Here is a 15,273-nt window from a genome sequence, read left to right on the forward strand (position 1 = left end):
GGCGGGAAGTATCGCACAGGCGCACCGGCACCCGGTGCGGCGGGGAAGCCGCTACTTGCGCCGCTCCCGCTTGTCACGCACCCGCACGTTGATGCGCACCGGGGAACCGTCGAAGCCGAACTCCTCGCGCAGCCGCCGCTCCAGGAACCGCCGGTAACCGGCCTCCAGGAAGCCCGTCGTGAACAGCACGAAGGTCGGCGGGCGCGTCGCGGCCTGCGTCGCGAACATCACCCGCGGCTGACGCCCACCGCGCACCGGCGGCGGTGTCGCGGCGATGATCTCCTTGAGCCAGTTGTTCAGCTTGCCGGTCGGGATCCGCTTGTCCCACGACTCCAGCGCCTGCTCCATCGCCGGCACCAGCTTCTGCACCGCACGACCCGTCGTCGCCGAGATGTTGACCCGCCGCGCCCACGGCACGCGCGACAACTCCCGGTCGATCTCCTTCTCCAGGATGTAGCGGCGATCCTCGTCGACCAGATCCCACTTGTTGAACACGACCACCAGCGCGCGCCCGCTGTCGACGATCATCGACAGCACCCGCAGATCCTGCTCGGTGATCGGCTGGCTCGCGTCGATCAGCAGCAGTGCCAGCTCAGCCGAGTCGAGCGCCGCGCGCGTGCGCAGCGACGCGTAGTACTCGTGCCCGCTCGCCGTGCGCACCTTGCGCCGCAGACCGGCCGTGTCGACGAACTGCCACCACTTCCCGTCCATCTCGATCAGCTCGTCGACGGGGTCGACGGTGGTGCCGGCGACATTGTCGACCACCGAACGTTCTTCTCCGGCAAGACGATTCAGCAGCGAGCTCTTGCCGACGTTCGGCTTGCCGACCAGCGCGATCCGGCGCGGACCACCGGCCGGGTTCAGCTCGCGCGGCTTCTCCGGCAGCTTCGCCAGGATCAGATCGAGCAGGTCGCCCGTTCCACGGCCGTGCGACGCCGAGATCATCTGCGGCTCCCCCAGCCCCAGCGACCACAGCACCGCGGCGTCGGCCTCGGCGCGTTCGCTGTCGACCTTGTTGGCCGCCAGGATCACCGGCGCCTTGGAGCGGCGCAACGTGCGGGCGACGGCCTCGTCGGTCGCCGTGGCACCGACGGTCGCGTCGACCACCAGCACGATCACGTCGGCCGACCGCATCGCGTACTCGGCCTGCGCGCTGATCGACTGCTGGAGCCCCTTCGCGTCGGGCTCCCAGCCGCCGGTGTCGGTCACCATGAACCGCTTGCCGGTCCAGTTCGCCGGGTACGACACCCGGTCCCGCGTGACGCCCGGAATGTCCTCGACGACGGCCTCGCGCCGCCCCAGGATCCGGTTCACCAGCGTCGACTTGCCGACGTTCGGCCGCCCGACGATGGCCACCACCGGCAGCGTCTCCTGCAGTTCGGCGTCTTCATCGGAGAGGAAGTCCGAGAGATCCCACTCCGACTCGTCACTCCAGGTGCCGTCGCCGTCGTAGCCGTCGCCGTCGTGGCCGCCGGTGTCCTCGTGGTTCTGGGCGTCGTCGACGACGTCGTCGCCGAAGTTCTCGTCAGACATCGCGCACTCCGATCCGCTCGCCGACGAGCTCCGTCAGCCGGTCGAGCACTTGATTCAGGGTCAGGTCACTGGTGTCCACGTGCACCGCGTCGTCCGCGGGCCGCAGCGGGCTCACCGCGCGGGTGGAGTCCAGGTGGTCGCGGCGGTTGACGCTGGCCAGCACCTCGGCGAGGTCGCTGGGCCGGCCGGCCGCCAGGTTCTGCCGGTGACGGCGCTCCGCGCGCGCCTCCGGGGTGGCCGTCAGGAACACCTTCAGCGCGGCGTTCGGGAAGACGACGGTGCCGATGTCGCGGCCCTCGACCACCAGGAACGACGTGTCCGCGTGCGCCCGCTGCAGCGCGACGAGCTTCTCGCGCACGACGGGATTCGCCGAGACCGCCGACACCGCGGCGGTCACCTCGTCGGTACGGATCTCCCGCGAGACGTCGTCGTCGCCGAGCCAGACGACGGTCTCGCCGGCCGAGCCCTCGTCGAGCCGGATCCGGCTCCCGGAGACCACCTCGGCGACTCGGTCGTCGTCATCGGGCGCGACGCCCGCCCGGAGCGCGGCCAGGGTGGCCGCGCGGTACATGGCGCCGGTGTCGAGGTAGTGGGCGCCCACGCGCTCGGCGAGCCGGCCCGCCACCGTCGACTTGCCGGTGCCCGCCGGGCCGTCGATCGCGACCACGTCCACGCTGTCGGTCATCGCCGCGGTCACATTCCCACCGCCTTGTACAGTGCCCCGATCTCCTTCGAGTCGAGCGCGCGCATGCTGCCGGGCCGCTGGTTGCCCAGTGCGATCGGGCCGATGTCGGTGCGCACGAGACGCTGCACCGGGAACCCGACCTCCGCGAGCAGCCGTCGCACGATCCGCTTGCGCCCCTCGTGCAGCACCAGCCGCAGCAGGGTGCGACCCTCGTGCACCTCCAGCACCGCGAACTCGTCGACGTAGGCGGGGCCGTCGTCCAGTTCGATGCCGTCGCGCAGCGCGCGGCCGATGCCGCGCGGGAGCTGGCCGCGCACGGTGGCGAGGTAGGTCTTGGGGACCTCGTACGACGGATGCATCAGCCGGTGCGCCAGCTCGCCGTCGTTGGTGAGCAGGATCAGGCCCTCGGTCTCGGCGTCGAGCCGTCCGACGTGGAACAGTCGCTGCCCACTCATGACGCGCTCGGCGACCAGATCACCGATGCACGGCCGGCCCTCCTCGTCGCTCATGGTCGACTGCATGCCCCTCGGCTTGTTCAGCGCCAGGTACTGCTTGGTCTCGTCGATCACCACGCGCGCGCCGTCGACCTTGATGATCGCGGTGTTCGGATCGATGCGCAGGCCCTGCTCGACGACGGTCTGGCCGTCGACCTCGACGCGCCCGGCGGCGATCAGTTCCTCGGCGCCACGCCGGGAGGCGACACCCGCCGCGGCGAGCACCTTCTGCAGCCGCATGCCGTCGGCGACGTACGTCGCCCCGTCGGCGTCGACCTCGGCGACCTGGTGGCGGGCGGGTTTGGCGTTGTTCAGGCGGATCCGGCCGGAGGCGACGTCCGGTCGTGAACCCTTGCGATGCGGTTTGCGGCTCGACGGAGTCTGCGCGCCGCGCTTGACTCCGGCGCTCTTACCTGCGGCTTTCTTCCCGGCGGCCGGCTTGCCCGGCTTCTTTCCGGCCGGCTTCTTCCCTTTGTCACCGGCAGAGCGGGCACGACGATCGCCGTCACCCTGTCCCGGTCTGCCGTCTCGGCTAGCGGTTCCCATAGTGAAAATCCTTCAGTTGTGTGTCATTCCCCGTCGGCGTCGCGCAGGACCTCCGCCGAGGTGTCCACGTCTGATTGTGCCGCCTGAGCACTCAGCTTGGCGAATCGCGGATCGTCCAGGAGTTCCTCCCCGAGGTCGTCGATCACGTCGACGTCGGGCAGCAGCGGCGCCAGGTCGGGCAGTTCGGTCAGCGACGCGAGCCCGAGCCGTTCCAGGAAGAGTTCGGTGGTCTCGTACGTGGTCGCCGTGGTCTGCGGGTCGGTGCCCGCCTCATTGATGAGGCCGCGGGCCAGCAGCGTCCGCATCACGCCGTCGACGTTCACTCCCCGGATGGCGCTGACCCGCGCGCGGGTGACGGGCTGGCGGTAGGCGACCACGGCGAGCGTCTCCAGCGCCGCCCGGGTCAACTTGCTGCGTGCGCCGTCGAGCAGCAGATTCTCGACGTACGGCGCGTACTCCGAACGGGTGTAGTAGCGCCATCCGTCGCCCGCGTAGCGCAGATCGATGCCGCTGCCGGACTCGGTGAGCTCGTCCGCGATCCGCTTGAGCATGGTGCGCACCCGCACGCGGTCCTGATCGACGACGGTGGCCAGCTCCTCGGTCGAGATCGGCGAATCCACCACCAGCAGAACAGCTTCCAGCGCGCCGCGCAGGTGGTCGTCGTCGAGGATGCGACTCCCCTCGTCGTCGATGGTGGGGTCGTGGTCCAGTTGCTCGTTCACCCGTAGTCCTCGGCCTTCTCGATCGCCTTCTCGATGTCGGTCTCGTCGGCGTCGCCCGTCCAGCCGACGCGGAGCACGCCGAGCGCCTCCTCCTGCTCGAAGGTCACCGCACGCTCCCGGTACAGCTCCAGGAGCCCGAGAAAGCTCGCGACCACCTCGATGCCGTCGGCGCAGTCGGCGACCAGCTGCCCGAAGGTCAGCATCCCGCCCCGGGCGGCGCGCAGCAGGACGCTGACCCGCTTGGCCTGCTCGGGCACCGAGACCTGAGAACCGTGCAGGTGGTCGAGGCCGACGGTGGGTTTGGGCTTCGGCGCCATCGCGGCCGCCGCGATCTCCGCGAACCGCGCCACGTCGACACCCAGCTCCACCTCCGGAAGCAGATCGGAGTAGCGGGCTTCGAGCGACACCGCACGTGGATACCGTTGCAGCGCAGTCGCTTCTAGCTCGGCGAAGAGCGCCGCGACCTGCTTGTAGGCGCGGTACTGGAGCAGCCGTGCGAACAGCAGATCGCGGGCTTCGAGCAGCGCGAGGTCTTCGGGGTCGTCGACCTGTCCCGACGGCAGCAGACGGGCCGCTTTCAGGTCGAGGAGCGTCGCCGCGATCACCAGGAACTCGGTGGTCTGCTCCAGATCGGCGTCGGGACCGAGAGCCTTGGTGTAGGCGATGAAGTCGTCGGTGACGACGTGCAGGGCCACCTCGGTGACGTCGAGCCGGTGCTGACTGATCAGGTTGAGCAGCAGATCGAACGGGCCGGTGAAGTTGGTGAGCTTCACCTCGAACGGCGCCTGCGTCGACACGCCTACGTCTCGTTGCGGGCGATGACCTCGCGGGCCAGATCCCGATACGCCTGCGCGCCAGTCGATTTCGGCGCCCACGAGGTGATCGGTTCGCCGGCGACCGAGGTCTCCGGGAAACGGACCGTGCGGTTGATCACGGTGTCGAAGACGGCGTCGCCGAACACCTCGACCACCCGGGCCATCACCTCGCGCGAGTGCAGCGTGCGGGCGTCGAACATGGTGACGAGGATGCCGCCGAGCGTCAGGCGCGGATTGAGCCGGTCGTGCACCTTGTCGATCGTGTCCGTCAGCAAGGCCAGGCCGCGGAGGCTGAAGTACTCGCATTCCATCGGGATCAGCACGTTGTCGGCGCAGGCCAGCGCGTTGACGGTCAGCAGGCCGAGCGACGGCTGGCAGTCGATGAGGATGTAGTCGTACCGGTCGGCCACCGGGTGCAGTGCCCGGGCGAGCGCCTGCTCGCGGCCGACCTCGCTGACCAACTGGATCTCCGCGGCCGAGAGGTCGATGTTCGAGGGCAGCAGGTCGAGGCCGTCCACGCGGGTACCGAGCAGCACGTCGTCGGTCGCCGCGTAGGGCGCCACCAGCAGGTTGTGCACGGTCAGGTCGAGTTCGTGGTGCGGTACTCCCAGACCCGCCGACAGCGCCCCTTGCGGATCGAGGTCCACCAGCAGCACCCGCCGGCCCGCCTCGGCGAGCGCGGCGCCCAGGTTGATGGTCGACGTCGTCTTGCCGACACCGCCCTTCTGGTTGCAAACGGCGACGATCTTCGCCGGGCCGTGACGGTCCACTGGACGAGGGTCGGGGATGTCGCGGTACGGCCGCCCGGTCGGCCCGAGCACCGGCCCCTCGGCGCCTTCCCGCGGCAGTCGGCCGGTGGAATCGGGCGTAGTCGGGCTCACCTGTCCGCTGCTCCTCCCCGGCGAGATCTCGCCTGACGACCGCGGACGGCACCCGCCCGCTCGTGAATCACTCTCATCGTAGTCGGCGACGACCGGAACCCCGTTGAGGCGCTCCCCCTGGGGGTCGTGCCGGGCGAGATCGGTTCATACCCGCCGCGTCCGCGATACCCGTTCGCATGCGCGTCATCCGCGAGGGCCGCGAAAGTACCCGCGTGCCGCTTCTTCCGTGCGGAGGATGAGATCGCCCGGCTACTCGAAAGTAGGTTCTATCAAACTATTGTCTACACATCACGGTGTGTGTATTCTGGGGGTAGGGGAAGAACTATCCGCCACCGACCGGAAAGGGGGCCTGCGATGAGCGACAACGACACGTTCGACGCCCGCGGTGTCCTGGCCGGTTTGGCGCCGGCCGAGTTGGTGGCGGTGATCGATGCCGCCGAGGAATCCCTGGCCAGCGCACCGCTGGGGGCGCTGTCAGAGGACGGGCTTCTCGATCTGCTGGAATCGCGCGAACAGGCCCGCCGCAAAGGTGTGGCCGTCGACGCCGCACTGTTCGTGGAGATCTCCGATCGTGGCGTGTACCGGCGGGCCGGCTACAACACCATGCACCAACTACTCACCCAGGGCCTGCGGCTCGGGGACGGTCAGTCCAAGCGACGGCGTGTGACGGCGGCCGGGATCGGCTCGTTCACCGAGTTGACCGGGCAGCGCCGCGATCCGGCGTTCCCGGAAACCGCACGCGCCGTGGCCGACGGAGCGATCGGCGAGGCGCACGTGATGGTGATCGAGGAGGTGATGGACAAGATTCCCCGGTCGGTCGACCCTGCCGAACGGGACAGGGCCGAGGTCATGCTCGCCGCGGCCGCCCGCATTCTGTCCCCGTCCGGGCTGACGATGGTCGGGAACCGGATCCTGGCTCACCTCGACCCCGACGGCACGTTGGCCGACGACAAGGACCGCCAGCGGCAGGCGAAATTCCGGCTCTGCGCCCAGGATCGGCAGCTGATGAGCGCGGTGCAGGCCCGGATGACCCCGCAGTTGCGCGCCGAGTTCGAGGTCATGTTCACCCAGTGGGCCGCCCCCGGCATGAACAACCCCGACGATCCGGACTCTCCCCACGGGGCGGCCGATCAGCCCGGCCTTGACCCGGCTGTCCTGGCCGCGGCGGCTGAACGCGACACCCGACTCCTGGGCCGCCGCCAGCACGACGCGCTGCTGGCATTGCTGGCGTGGGCGAACGCGCAGTTCTCGTCCGTGAAGCCGGGGAATCTGCGCAATCAGATCGTGGTTACCGTGACCGATGAGGACTTGGCCCGGCAGGCCGGGATCGCCTGGACCGCGACCGGCACGCGGATGCCGGTGTCAGATCTGGTGAAGATCGCCGCCGACTCCGTCCCGCACCTGGCCGTCTTCTCGAAGGCCACCGGGCAGCCCCTCTACTTGGGCCGGGCGCATCGGTTGGCGTCGCGGGCACAGCGCCTCGCCGTGTTCGCCCGCGACCGCGGATGCACCGCACCGGGCTGCACCCGCCCGTTCACCCAGTGCGAGATGCACCACATGCCCGACTGGCAAGACGGCGGCCCCACCGACATCGACCACCTCGGCGGCGCCTGCGGCACACACAACCGCTGGAACGGCAAACAGCCCGGGGATTGGGAATCCACCGTCCTCACCGACGGCCCCGACAAAGGCCGCGGCGGCTGGCGCCCGGTCGGCCGGGCCGGGCCGTGGATCGTCAATCCACTGTTCCATCCGGACAAGCTCCGCGTCGGACCTGATGTTCCGGAAGCAGAACGCACCCCGCCCCCGACGGTCAATCACCGCCTCGGCGACACCGACCCACCAGCACGGGCCACGACCCCACCCGCCAACACCGGATCCGGCACCGAAGCCATCCTCGAACGACTCCTGGCAGCCTGACCACCACCCGCGTGGTCAGGCCACCGGGCGTGAGAAGACGCGACTCTGTTGGTTCACTCGTCGAGAGCCTTGACCAGGGCGTCCTGGGCATCGTTGTAGAAGATAAACGACACCTTGGTCGCGACCTCGTCGCTGACATCCAATAGCTGGCGGCGGGCGGATACCGGCAGGAGCAGGGCAGACGCGCCCTTCTCCATCGCGTGCTCGGCGAGGGCTGCAGCGTTCAGAACTGTCTCGACCCCGCCGCCGAGTGACAGGTTGCCGACCGCGATCAGCCCGCCACGTACCGACCGCTGAAGCATCGCGGAGGCAAGAGCGAGCAGGATCGGGAGGCCAAGGCCTGCCCCAGTCTTAGCGGCGTCGAGGGCTCGGATCTGAGCGGTGAGATTGTGCTCTCGTGGGTCACGGTCGCCTACCAGTTGCCGGGCCTGGGCGATGAGGTTCTGTTCGGCGACCTTGAAGCTCTCCCGGAGCATTGCAGGCGCAGCCTGATTGAGCAGCCCGCGGGCGCCCGAACCCGGGGTATCCGCGGCCTCGATTCGGTAGAGCCCAGGGCCGACATCGCCGCTCCCTTCGGAGATGGCCCAGACCTGACCTGGCGGCAGCGGGTCGAGACCGATCGAGTCGGGACTCGCCAACTCGGGCGTCGATACGAACTGCTCGACCCCCTCACCGAGGCGATAGCCGAACTGCGTGTTCCGGAACTCGGCGGCACCGATACGCCGCTGCTGTTCCTTGACGCGACGGCGGCACTCCAGGGCGATGCGCACCGCCCACTCGAGGTCCTCGTCGGTGATCACAGCTTCCGCTTCGGGGTAGAGAAGCTTAAGCAGACCATCGACGGTCCTATTGACGGCCGACAGGTCTCGGCCCGACAAAGCATCGGAGTAGTTGACTCTCCCCTGGATCGAGGCGAGGCGGGATTGGTCGCGGAGTCGCGACCAGCACTCGGAAAGGAAGTCGCTCACGAGTCCGAAGTGGTGAGTGAAGTACGTCGGGTTGAGCTTCGGGACGTCCCAGCCGGGCAGATAGGCGTGGATGCGGTCCATGAACGCAGTGTCGTCGCGCATCTCCGGTGGAAGCGGCGAGAGCAGGTGGCCGATCCGCTGTTGGTGGGCCACGTCGACGTCGAAGTTGCCGACGAGCACGATCGATCCGTCCGCGCGGATCGACTCACGGCCCCGGGAGAACTCACCGGACTCCATATAGCCCTTCATGATGTTCACGCCGTCCTTCTGGTCGAAGGACACGCCGGAGACCTCATCGAAGCAGACCACGTCGTATTGCGCGACGAGGCCGCGCTGTCCGGTCGCGTTATTGACGAACATGCGGGCGACTGTCGCTTTGCCGCCAGAGATCAGATGCGCGTACGGCGACACCTGCTGAAACAGGTGCGACTTGCCGGTACCGCGCGGACCCAGCTCCACCATGTTGAAGTTCCGCTGCACGAACGGCACCATGCGCAGCAGGAGTACGTCCTGCTCGCGGTCACCGAGCTGTGCGGGCTCGAAGCCGACCGATCGAAGTAGCAGATGCTTCCACTGCTCGGTGGTGAACCGCGAGCGGCCTTCGGCCAGCCGTGAGAGTGAGTCCCGTGTGGACAGCTGGATGGGGCGCAGCGAGCCGACGGCGAAGGGCCTACCGTTGTTCTCGTCCGCGATGGCGGCGTCGTAGTGCAGGTCGACCTCGGCGTAGAAGCCGCCTGTAAGCATGCGCTCGTTGTCGCGGACGACCGCGTCGTCGATCCGCACATCCCGCAGGCCGAGGCTCGGCAACTCAGCGACGTACGCGTTCGACTTCGCGTCGAGCCTGGCCTTCACGAGATCGATGAGCTTGACGGTCATCCGTTCGCGAGCACGCGACTTGAACAGTTCCTCTTCGCCTGCGCGCACGGTGCGGTCGGCCAGAAGGCGCCGCACCACCTGAAGGCCCTCTTCGATCTCCTCGGGGTCGGTGGTGGCGCAGTAGCGCCCGATGAGGAACTCGCCGACATATGTCGGAACGGGGTACGCCCCCTTGAACTGCTGCGCAAGATCCTTGCGCACGACGTAGCCCTCGAACGCCGACGCGGCGGTCTCGTCGATCTCGTCCAGCGTGATGGTCTCGGTCATTCGGCACCTCCCACCGTGGTCTGGGCTTGGGCCAGGACCCCACCACTCGAGTCGAGGAGCACGACCCACGCAGCGGCACCGGCGGGGGCCTGCTCTTCATCGACAAGCACCTTGACCTCAGCCGGCTCGGTCGGCGCCTTCGGCCCGGCTACAGCACTCGATGCGTCGGCCGGGCTGAGGCGAATCTCGGCGACGATGTCCGCCTCGGCGGGTCCGTAATCGATGCGGCATCGCTGCCCCGTCCATCGGACGGCCTCGATCTGGACGGGTGCACCGGCGGTGTCACCGCCCGTCACCGTAACGACGGGAATCACGCACTCCTGAAGGCTCAGCCCACCGTGCTCGTACAAGCGGCCTGCCTCGAATGCCGCGATTCCGGGAGCGCTCGCCATGTCGACAAGCGAATCCCAGGTCCAGGGCACGACGGGGAAATCCGGGCGAGCAGCCGCGGCTTTCAAGCGCGCCACGCGCGGCTTGCGCGTCGCATCGTCCTCGGTGATTCCACGCGGCAGAGTGACCTTCTGTGCCGGCCGGCCGGGCAGCAGGAATCCGTGATCGGTCACGATGACGACCTTCCGCCACCCCGCGTCGAGCAGCCCACGAACACGCTCGGTCACGAGGTCGAGCTGCTGGTCGACGAGGTCGACAAGCGCGTGTCCGTGGGAGTGCCCGAGCGAATCGATCGAGTTCGTCTGTGTCCATGCTTTACCGCTGGGGTCGCCGGTCTCCGCAGTGTCCCATTCGAGGAACTGAACACCCGCACCTGCGAGTGCCGAGCGCAGCACCGCGCCTTTGAGGGACCGACCCTGTCCATCGACCGCGTCGAAGGCACCTCCGCCACCCGCGGCGGTCGCGATGGGGGCGACGGCCGGCTGGCCGGTCGGCGTCACGCTCGGGAAGGCGGCCAACCGGGTCTCGACGGCGGCTCTAAGCGGAGACAACCGTCTAGTCACACGCGCAGCCAGATCGAAGCGCAGCGCGTCGACGTAGACGACGGCAGTACCCGCCGCGATGTCCAGGCCGGTCTGCCCGGAGTAATCGGTCACCGCCGCCTGCTGGAATGCCCGGGCCGACTCGTCGACCCACGGGTCGTAGAGGGCCCCAAGTGCACTCGTCACCGCGGCCCGATCCCGCGCGCTCTTGGCCGAGCCGATGGCCCGCAGGGCGAGGTCGTCGATCAGGTGACCTTCACCGCCGTACCAAGCGACCTGATCCTCGAGGTCCGCGGCCGGCGCCCCGGTCGCCACGCGATCGGCTAGTTCGGCGAGGTGCCCGACGGCCCGCGCGAGCGGCGCCTGCCCGAGAGTCGCCCACACGTTGTCCTCGCGTGCCGAATGTTCGGCGGCGAGTTCCTTGACCCGCACGCCGGGGTTCGGATGGGCCGCAATCGCGCCGAGGGCTGTTCGCAGCGCGTCCTCCTGCTCGCGATTCCACGACGGCCACGAGTCGGGATGGGTGTCGGTGTCACCGAACAGAGGCACCACAGCGGGGCGCGCCTGGTCGAGCAGTCCGGGGATGTTCGGGTAACGGGCGGGATTCTCCGCGAACCGTTGCCAGACCGCCCTCCAGTCGCCCGCGCGACTTCCGAGCTTGCTGGCCGCGGTGAGCACGCCGTCCTTCTCGGGACTAAAAGCGTAGACAGACTTGCTGGAAGCGATGAGAGCCTGCCAGCGCGCGTCTTCGAGCGAGGCGCGCACGGCGTCCGGGTCGTTCATCCATTCGAGGAGGGTACGAACCGAATCATCGAGCACGAGGCGGTGCAGACGCGAGGCGTCGAGCCTACCCAAGCGCCTGAGATCGTCGATGTCCTCGCCGAGGAACTTGTCCAGGATTTGCATGAGGGCGGACCTGGTCGCGGCATCGCCCGCGAGGTCGAGCGCCGCGCCGTGCTTCGACGCGAGGAACGAGTGCGGCGTCCACGGCGTCTGGCCGTGAGCAGACGGCCACCAGTTGGAACGGATGGCGATCTCGACAAGCGGCGCGAGCGGGTCGTCGGGCGTCGACGCTGCGGCCACAGCACTCCTGCTGACACCGGGTAGATAGATCACCCACGGACTGCCGTCATCGCACTCAACAAGATGAGCCGGAAGCTCCGCTAATTCTGGCGAGGCGAGGACGGCGCGAATCCAAAGCGCCGGACCCCGCGCAGCCGCCGGGTCGTACTCGCCGAGAACGAGAACGGGCAGCGCCTCCTGAAGACTGCGGATCACCGGCTCCCACGCGCGATCGGGGTCAGCCCACAGCACAGCCGCCGGTGCGGAGTTCGCCCCTGTGTTGAAGGCTGCGGCGTCGCGAAGTGCATCGGCGACGACGGCACGCACGAGCGTCATCCGGCGGCCTCCGCCTGTCGCCGGGCAGCCCGACGCTCGTCGAGTGTCGGATGGAGGTCGTTGTGGCGTTCGGACCCGTCCGGATTCTTCCCGCGATCCTTCTTCCAGTGAACGTTCACCTTCGCGCGCAGCACGCCGGCGGTCACGAAGGGACGGATATTCAGGCGGACCCCGTCGTCAAGGTCGGGATCCCAGCCAATGGGCTGCTCGGCCATCGACTTCCATCGGACGTACACGTCGTAGGGCGGTTCGCCGTCGAGAATGAGCTCGAGTCTGCGCTGGAGATCCTCGGCGGCGGCCAGTCGCGCATCCGCGCCGGCACGCTCGGCACGAGCCTCATGCTTCTGGCGCTCGATCCACGCGCCCAAGGACGTGAAGGTCAGCTTCTCGAGCGTTCGCCGGTCGAGCTTATGGTAGTTGACGATCGCCGAAAATCCGTCCTTGCGACCATCCCAGATGTGCCAGAGAAATGGCCGATTATCGAAGACTTTCGCATGCTGGGCAAAGAACTGGTCACGGAGCCAGTCTTCGAGTTTGCCGTTCTTCCCTCCTGCCTCAACAACGAGCTGGCGTTCAAGGCCGCTCGACCACGCCACACCATACGCTGCAGATAACAATGCTCGAAGGCGAGTTGATAGATCGGGCTCACCAGGCAATGCCTGGAGCGCAGCAATCCCGTCAGAGTCCACAAATCGACTCAGATCCTCCAAGGGCCGCTGCTCAGGCCACTGGAAACCGAGTAAGCGACAGACTGCCACTTGCAGCGGGTGAGACGACCCAGCGACGGAGCCGTTGAAGACCCACTGCCTAGGATCAGTCGAAGTCGGCCGGCTCGGAAACTCGATTGTCCCCGCCATCTCACGCCATCGCTCGATGTCAAATGGGATTCTCGTAAGGTCATGCGGGTCAACAGCTATTCCAGTCTTCACCGCTCTGACCGCATTTGCCCAATCCCCAGATTGCGCGAACGCCCACAACGCCGGCAACAATGACTGATCTCGCGGGACTACGGCAGCACAGGTCGAGGAATAGATCTCGCCACTATAGAGGGTGAACCGAAGATCTCCCCCCATAAGTGCGAACACGACTCCCAGCTTTCCCCAGAGCGGCTTTCCCCGACGCCAGTTCTGCGCGACGTGGTTTAAGTGCTTGACAGAGTCAGCAAGCCGAGCCATGGATCCGCATTCTTGCTCCCAACGAATCAGGCGCGATCTACCGGACACTGGGAGACTCTCGGTGGGCGCCGTCTGAAGATATTCCCAGACACCTCCAAGACTCGGAACCTCCCAGAAGGCAACCTCGAAACGGTTGACGTCACCAGCCTTTTGACCAGCCCTAACGTCCACAAAGTCCGCCAGCGAAGCAAGCGGGGCGTCACCGCTTCCAGGCGCCAGCGTGATTCGCCCTTGCATAACAAGATCGGACTGCCTGGGTCGAGTCACGTCGGACTCCTGCAGCGCTTCCGACTTCCCAAGAACACCGGTCGACCCCGACACGTCCGCGCAGGCAACTCTGTGGCCATCTCTAGGCGTGTTCTCAACCACGATAGAAAGCAATGGTTGCACACGCAGCGGGGTAGAAAAAGCCCCGTATCCAAGGCGCGCGAGTAGAGCAAATGATGAGCTCACGAGGATGGCGTCTCGAAATCTCTGAGCACGCGATGCCGACAGCCATTCCTCCGGCGCTACGGCCGCTACAGCACCGCCCACCGAAGTCAAGGTTCGCATGCGGGAGAGAAAGGCGACAGCCAAGTCGGACCTGCCGTCTGGCAGCGCCGAGTCGACATATTCTTTCAGTATTTCACTCTGCTTCAACTGCCCCAAGTAAGGAGGATTTGTTACCACCAGGTGATATTTTCTGGCCAACAACGCCGCGGTCGATGTTACCTCCTCGGCCGTATGACCCAAAACGTGATTCGGGCCGGCGTCGTTGACCATCGCTTTTCCGAGAGCCACTTCGAGGTCTTGCCACACGAGTCCAATGCTCGTGTCGAGACCAAACAGAGCGTCACCTTCCAGGCCTGACCGAGGATCAATCAAGGAACCCAAAGTATCCGCGTTCCGGAACAGCGAATGGAGCCGAGTCATCGCTTTGCGGAGTTCGTTGTCGTCTCTCGCGAGGGCCTCCCATTCGGACTGAGTAGCACGGACCGGTGCACCTGAACAAGCAATCCTCGGTGCCGGTAGTTGCCGGAACCCGCCCTGCTTCCACGCTTCCAGCGCGACGTTGAAAGTCGCGATCTGGGAACAGCGCGGGTCGAGTTCGAGACCGTGGAGGTTGTCGCGGAGGACCGCGTCCTGTGCCTCCGCCGGAGCGAGACCTTCCTCCTCGGCGCGCATGCGCCAGAGCATCCCGAACATGGCCACGAGGAAGTGTCCGGAACCGCAGCAGGGGTCCATGACCGTGACGTCAGCGGCTCGCTCGGGCCATTCGTCGAACGAGCCCGCGGCGGGAGTTCCGTCCTCATTGCGTCGGAGATACTCCCACGTGCCGATGAGCGGCGACTCGGGATGACGCGCCGCCCACCACGCGCCGAGGGAGTTCTCCAGCAGGAAGCGAACCATGTAGTTCTCGGTGAACAATTGTGTGACGGGAGACAGGTCGGCCCCGCCGATCTTGACGCCAGACTCGTTTACCCGCTTCTTCTCGGCCGTCTGCCAGAACTGATACACCCAGCCGAGCGCATCCTCAGTCGTGAACACCTCCGCCGGGATCTCCATCAGGAGACGTTCCAGCGCGGCGCGGTGCTCGGTCGCGAACCGCACCTGAACGGCGGGATCGGTCAGACGGAAGACACCGGGGAGGATCTCCGACGCGAAACGAGCGGCGACAGCCCACTCATCGCGCTCGCCGAGGTCCGACGCAAAGTCGCCGCAATCCTCCAGAGACAACGGGACGTCGCAATACTCGGGGTGGCGCAGGAGTCCGTTGACCTCAAGGAAGCGCGCGAACAGCAATCGGTGCCACTGCTCGTATGCCACGTCGTGAACGAGATTCGTCAGAGGCGCGCCCGCACGCGAGGTGGCATCCCCGAGCTGCCGCGCCTTATCGCGAAGCGCGAGGCGAAGGGTGTTCTGTTCGTCACTCAGATGGCCGGGCCGGCTCGGCTCGCCTACTGAGAGTACGCGCAGGGCGCCCTCGGCCGCACGCTGCGCCGCCGCGCGGGCGCGCTGCGTCTGGCCGTCCAGGAAGTTCCGTTGGCCAGAGTTGAGAACGGCGGTCGTTGATGTGGTCAT

10 protein-coding genes are annotated in these 15,273 nt (G+C 67.2%); 1 reads left to right on the plus strand and 9 read right to left on the minus strand.

Going from position 1 to position 15,273, the window contains the following annotated elements:
• Nucleotides 1-51: 51 nt before the first annotated feature.
• From der to MYK68_RS11735, 6 genes are read right to left on the minus strand one after another with little or no spacing between them, the layout of a single operon-like run.
• Nucleotides 52-1,533, minus strand: coding sequence for a ribosome biogenesis GTPase Der (gene der, locus MYK68_RS11710; RefSeq protein WP_247863876.1), 1,482 nt, complete (start codon nt 1,531-1,533; stop codon nt 52-54).
• Nucleotides 1,526-2,218 carry a (d)CMP kinase gene (gene cmk, locus MYK68_RS11715; RefSeq protein WP_247863877.1) on the minus strand — a complete coding sequence of 231 codons (693 nt, stop codon included), beginning with the start codon at nt 2,216-2,218 and terminating at the stop codon, nt 1,526-1,528. The genes der and cmk overlap by 8 nt, the downstream gene beginning before the upstream one ends.
• A gap of 8 nt (nt 2,219-2,226) precedes the next feature.
• A complete protein-coding gene (locus MYK68_RS11720) occupies nt 2,227-3,258 on the minus strand; it encodes a pseudouridine synthase (protein WP_247863878.1) in 1,032 nt (343 codons plus the stop codon).
• A 23-nt stretch (nt 3,259-3,281) separates the two neighbouring features.
• Entirely contained in the window at nt 3,282-3,980 is a 699-nt protein-coding gene (scpB, locus tag MYK68_RS11725; RefSeq protein WP_247863879.1) for an SMC-Scp complex subunit ScpB, read from the minus strand.
• Nucleotides 3,977-4,777, minus strand: a complete 801-nt coding sequence (locus MYK68_RS11730) for a segregation and condensation protein A (protein ID WP_247863880.1) — start codon at nt 4,775-4,777, stop codon at nt 3,977-3,979. The genes scpB and MYK68_RS11730 overlap by 4 nt, the downstream gene beginning before the upstream one ends.
• 2 nt (nt 4,778-4,779) lie before the next feature.
• Complete coding sequence (locus MYK68_RS11735) at nt 4,780-5,643, minus strand: ParA family protein (RefSeq protein ID WP_247868032.1); 864 nt, start codon at nt 5,641-5,643, stop codon at nt 4,780-4,782.
• Between the two features lie 387 nt (nt 5,644-6,030).
• Between MYK68_RS11735 and MYK68_RS11740 the strand changes: the two genes are divergently transcribed.
• Nucleotides 6,031-7,596, plus strand: a complete 1,566-nt coding sequence (locus MYK68_RS11740) for an HNH endonuclease signature motif containing protein (RefSeq protein WP_247863881.1) — start codon at nt 6,031-6,033, stop codon at nt 7,594-7,596.
• A gap of 53 nt (nt 7,597-7,649) precedes the next feature.
• On the opposite strand, the gene brxL is transcribed toward MYK68_RS11740, so the two are convergent.
• From brxL to MYK68_RS11755, 3 genes are read right to left on the minus strand one after another with little or no spacing between them, the layout of a single operon-like run.
• Nucleotides 7,650-9,707, minus strand: coding sequence for a protease Lon-related BREX system protein BrxL (gene brxL / locus MYK68_RS11745; protein WP_247863882.1), 2,058 nt, complete (start codon nt 9,705-9,707; stop codon nt 7,650-7,652).
• Entirely contained in the window at nt 9,704-12,037 is a 2,334-nt protein-coding gene (gene pglZ / locus MYK68_RS11750; protein ID WP_247863883.1) for a BREX-1 system phosphatase PglZ type B, read from the minus strand. Before pglZ ends, brxL begins: the two co-directional genes overlap by 4 nt.
• The gene (locus MYK68_RS11755) at nt 12,034-15,273 is read right to left on the minus strand and encodes an Eco57I restriction-modification methylase domain-containing protein (protein WP_247863884.1); all 3,240 of its coding nucleotides are present in this window, start codon (nt 15,271-15,273) and stop codon (nt 12,034-12,036) included. The genes pglZ and MYK68_RS11755 overlap by 4 nt, the downstream gene beginning before the upstream one ends.

Origin of the sequence: Gordonia sp. PP30, assembly GCF_023100845.1 — a bacterium.
In the GTDB taxonomy this organism is placed as follows: domain Bacteria; phylum Actinomycetota; class Actinomycetes; order Mycobacteriales; family Mycobacteriaceae; genus Gordonia.

Coding starts and splice junctions, on each gene's coding strand:
- MYK68_RS11740 (WP_247863881.1), top strand. CDS start 6,031: ATGAGCGACAACGACACGTTCGACGCCCGCGGTGTCCTGGCCGGTTTG.
- MYK68_RS11755 (WP_247863884.1), bottom strand. CDS start 15,273: ATGACCACATCAACGACCGCCGTTCTCAACTCTGGCCAACGGAACTTC.
- der (WP_247863876.1), bottom strand. CDS start 1,533: ATGTCTGACGAGAACTTCGGCGACGACGTCGTCGACGACGCCCAGAAC.
- MYK68_RS11720 (WP_247863878.1), bottom strand. CDS start 3,258: ATGGGAACCGCTAGCCGAGACGGCAGACCGGGACAGGGTGACGGCGAT.
- cmk (WP_247863877.1), bottom strand. CDS start 2,218: ATGACCGACAGCGTGGACGTGGTCGCGATCGACGGCCCGGCGGGCACC.
- brxL (WP_247863882.1), bottom strand. CDS start 9,707: ATGACCGAGACCATCACGCTGGACGAGATCGACGAGACCGCCGCGTCG.
- pglZ (WP_247863883.1), bottom strand. CDS start 12,037: ATGACGCTCGTGCGTGCCGTCGTCGCCGATGCACTTCGCGACGCCGCA.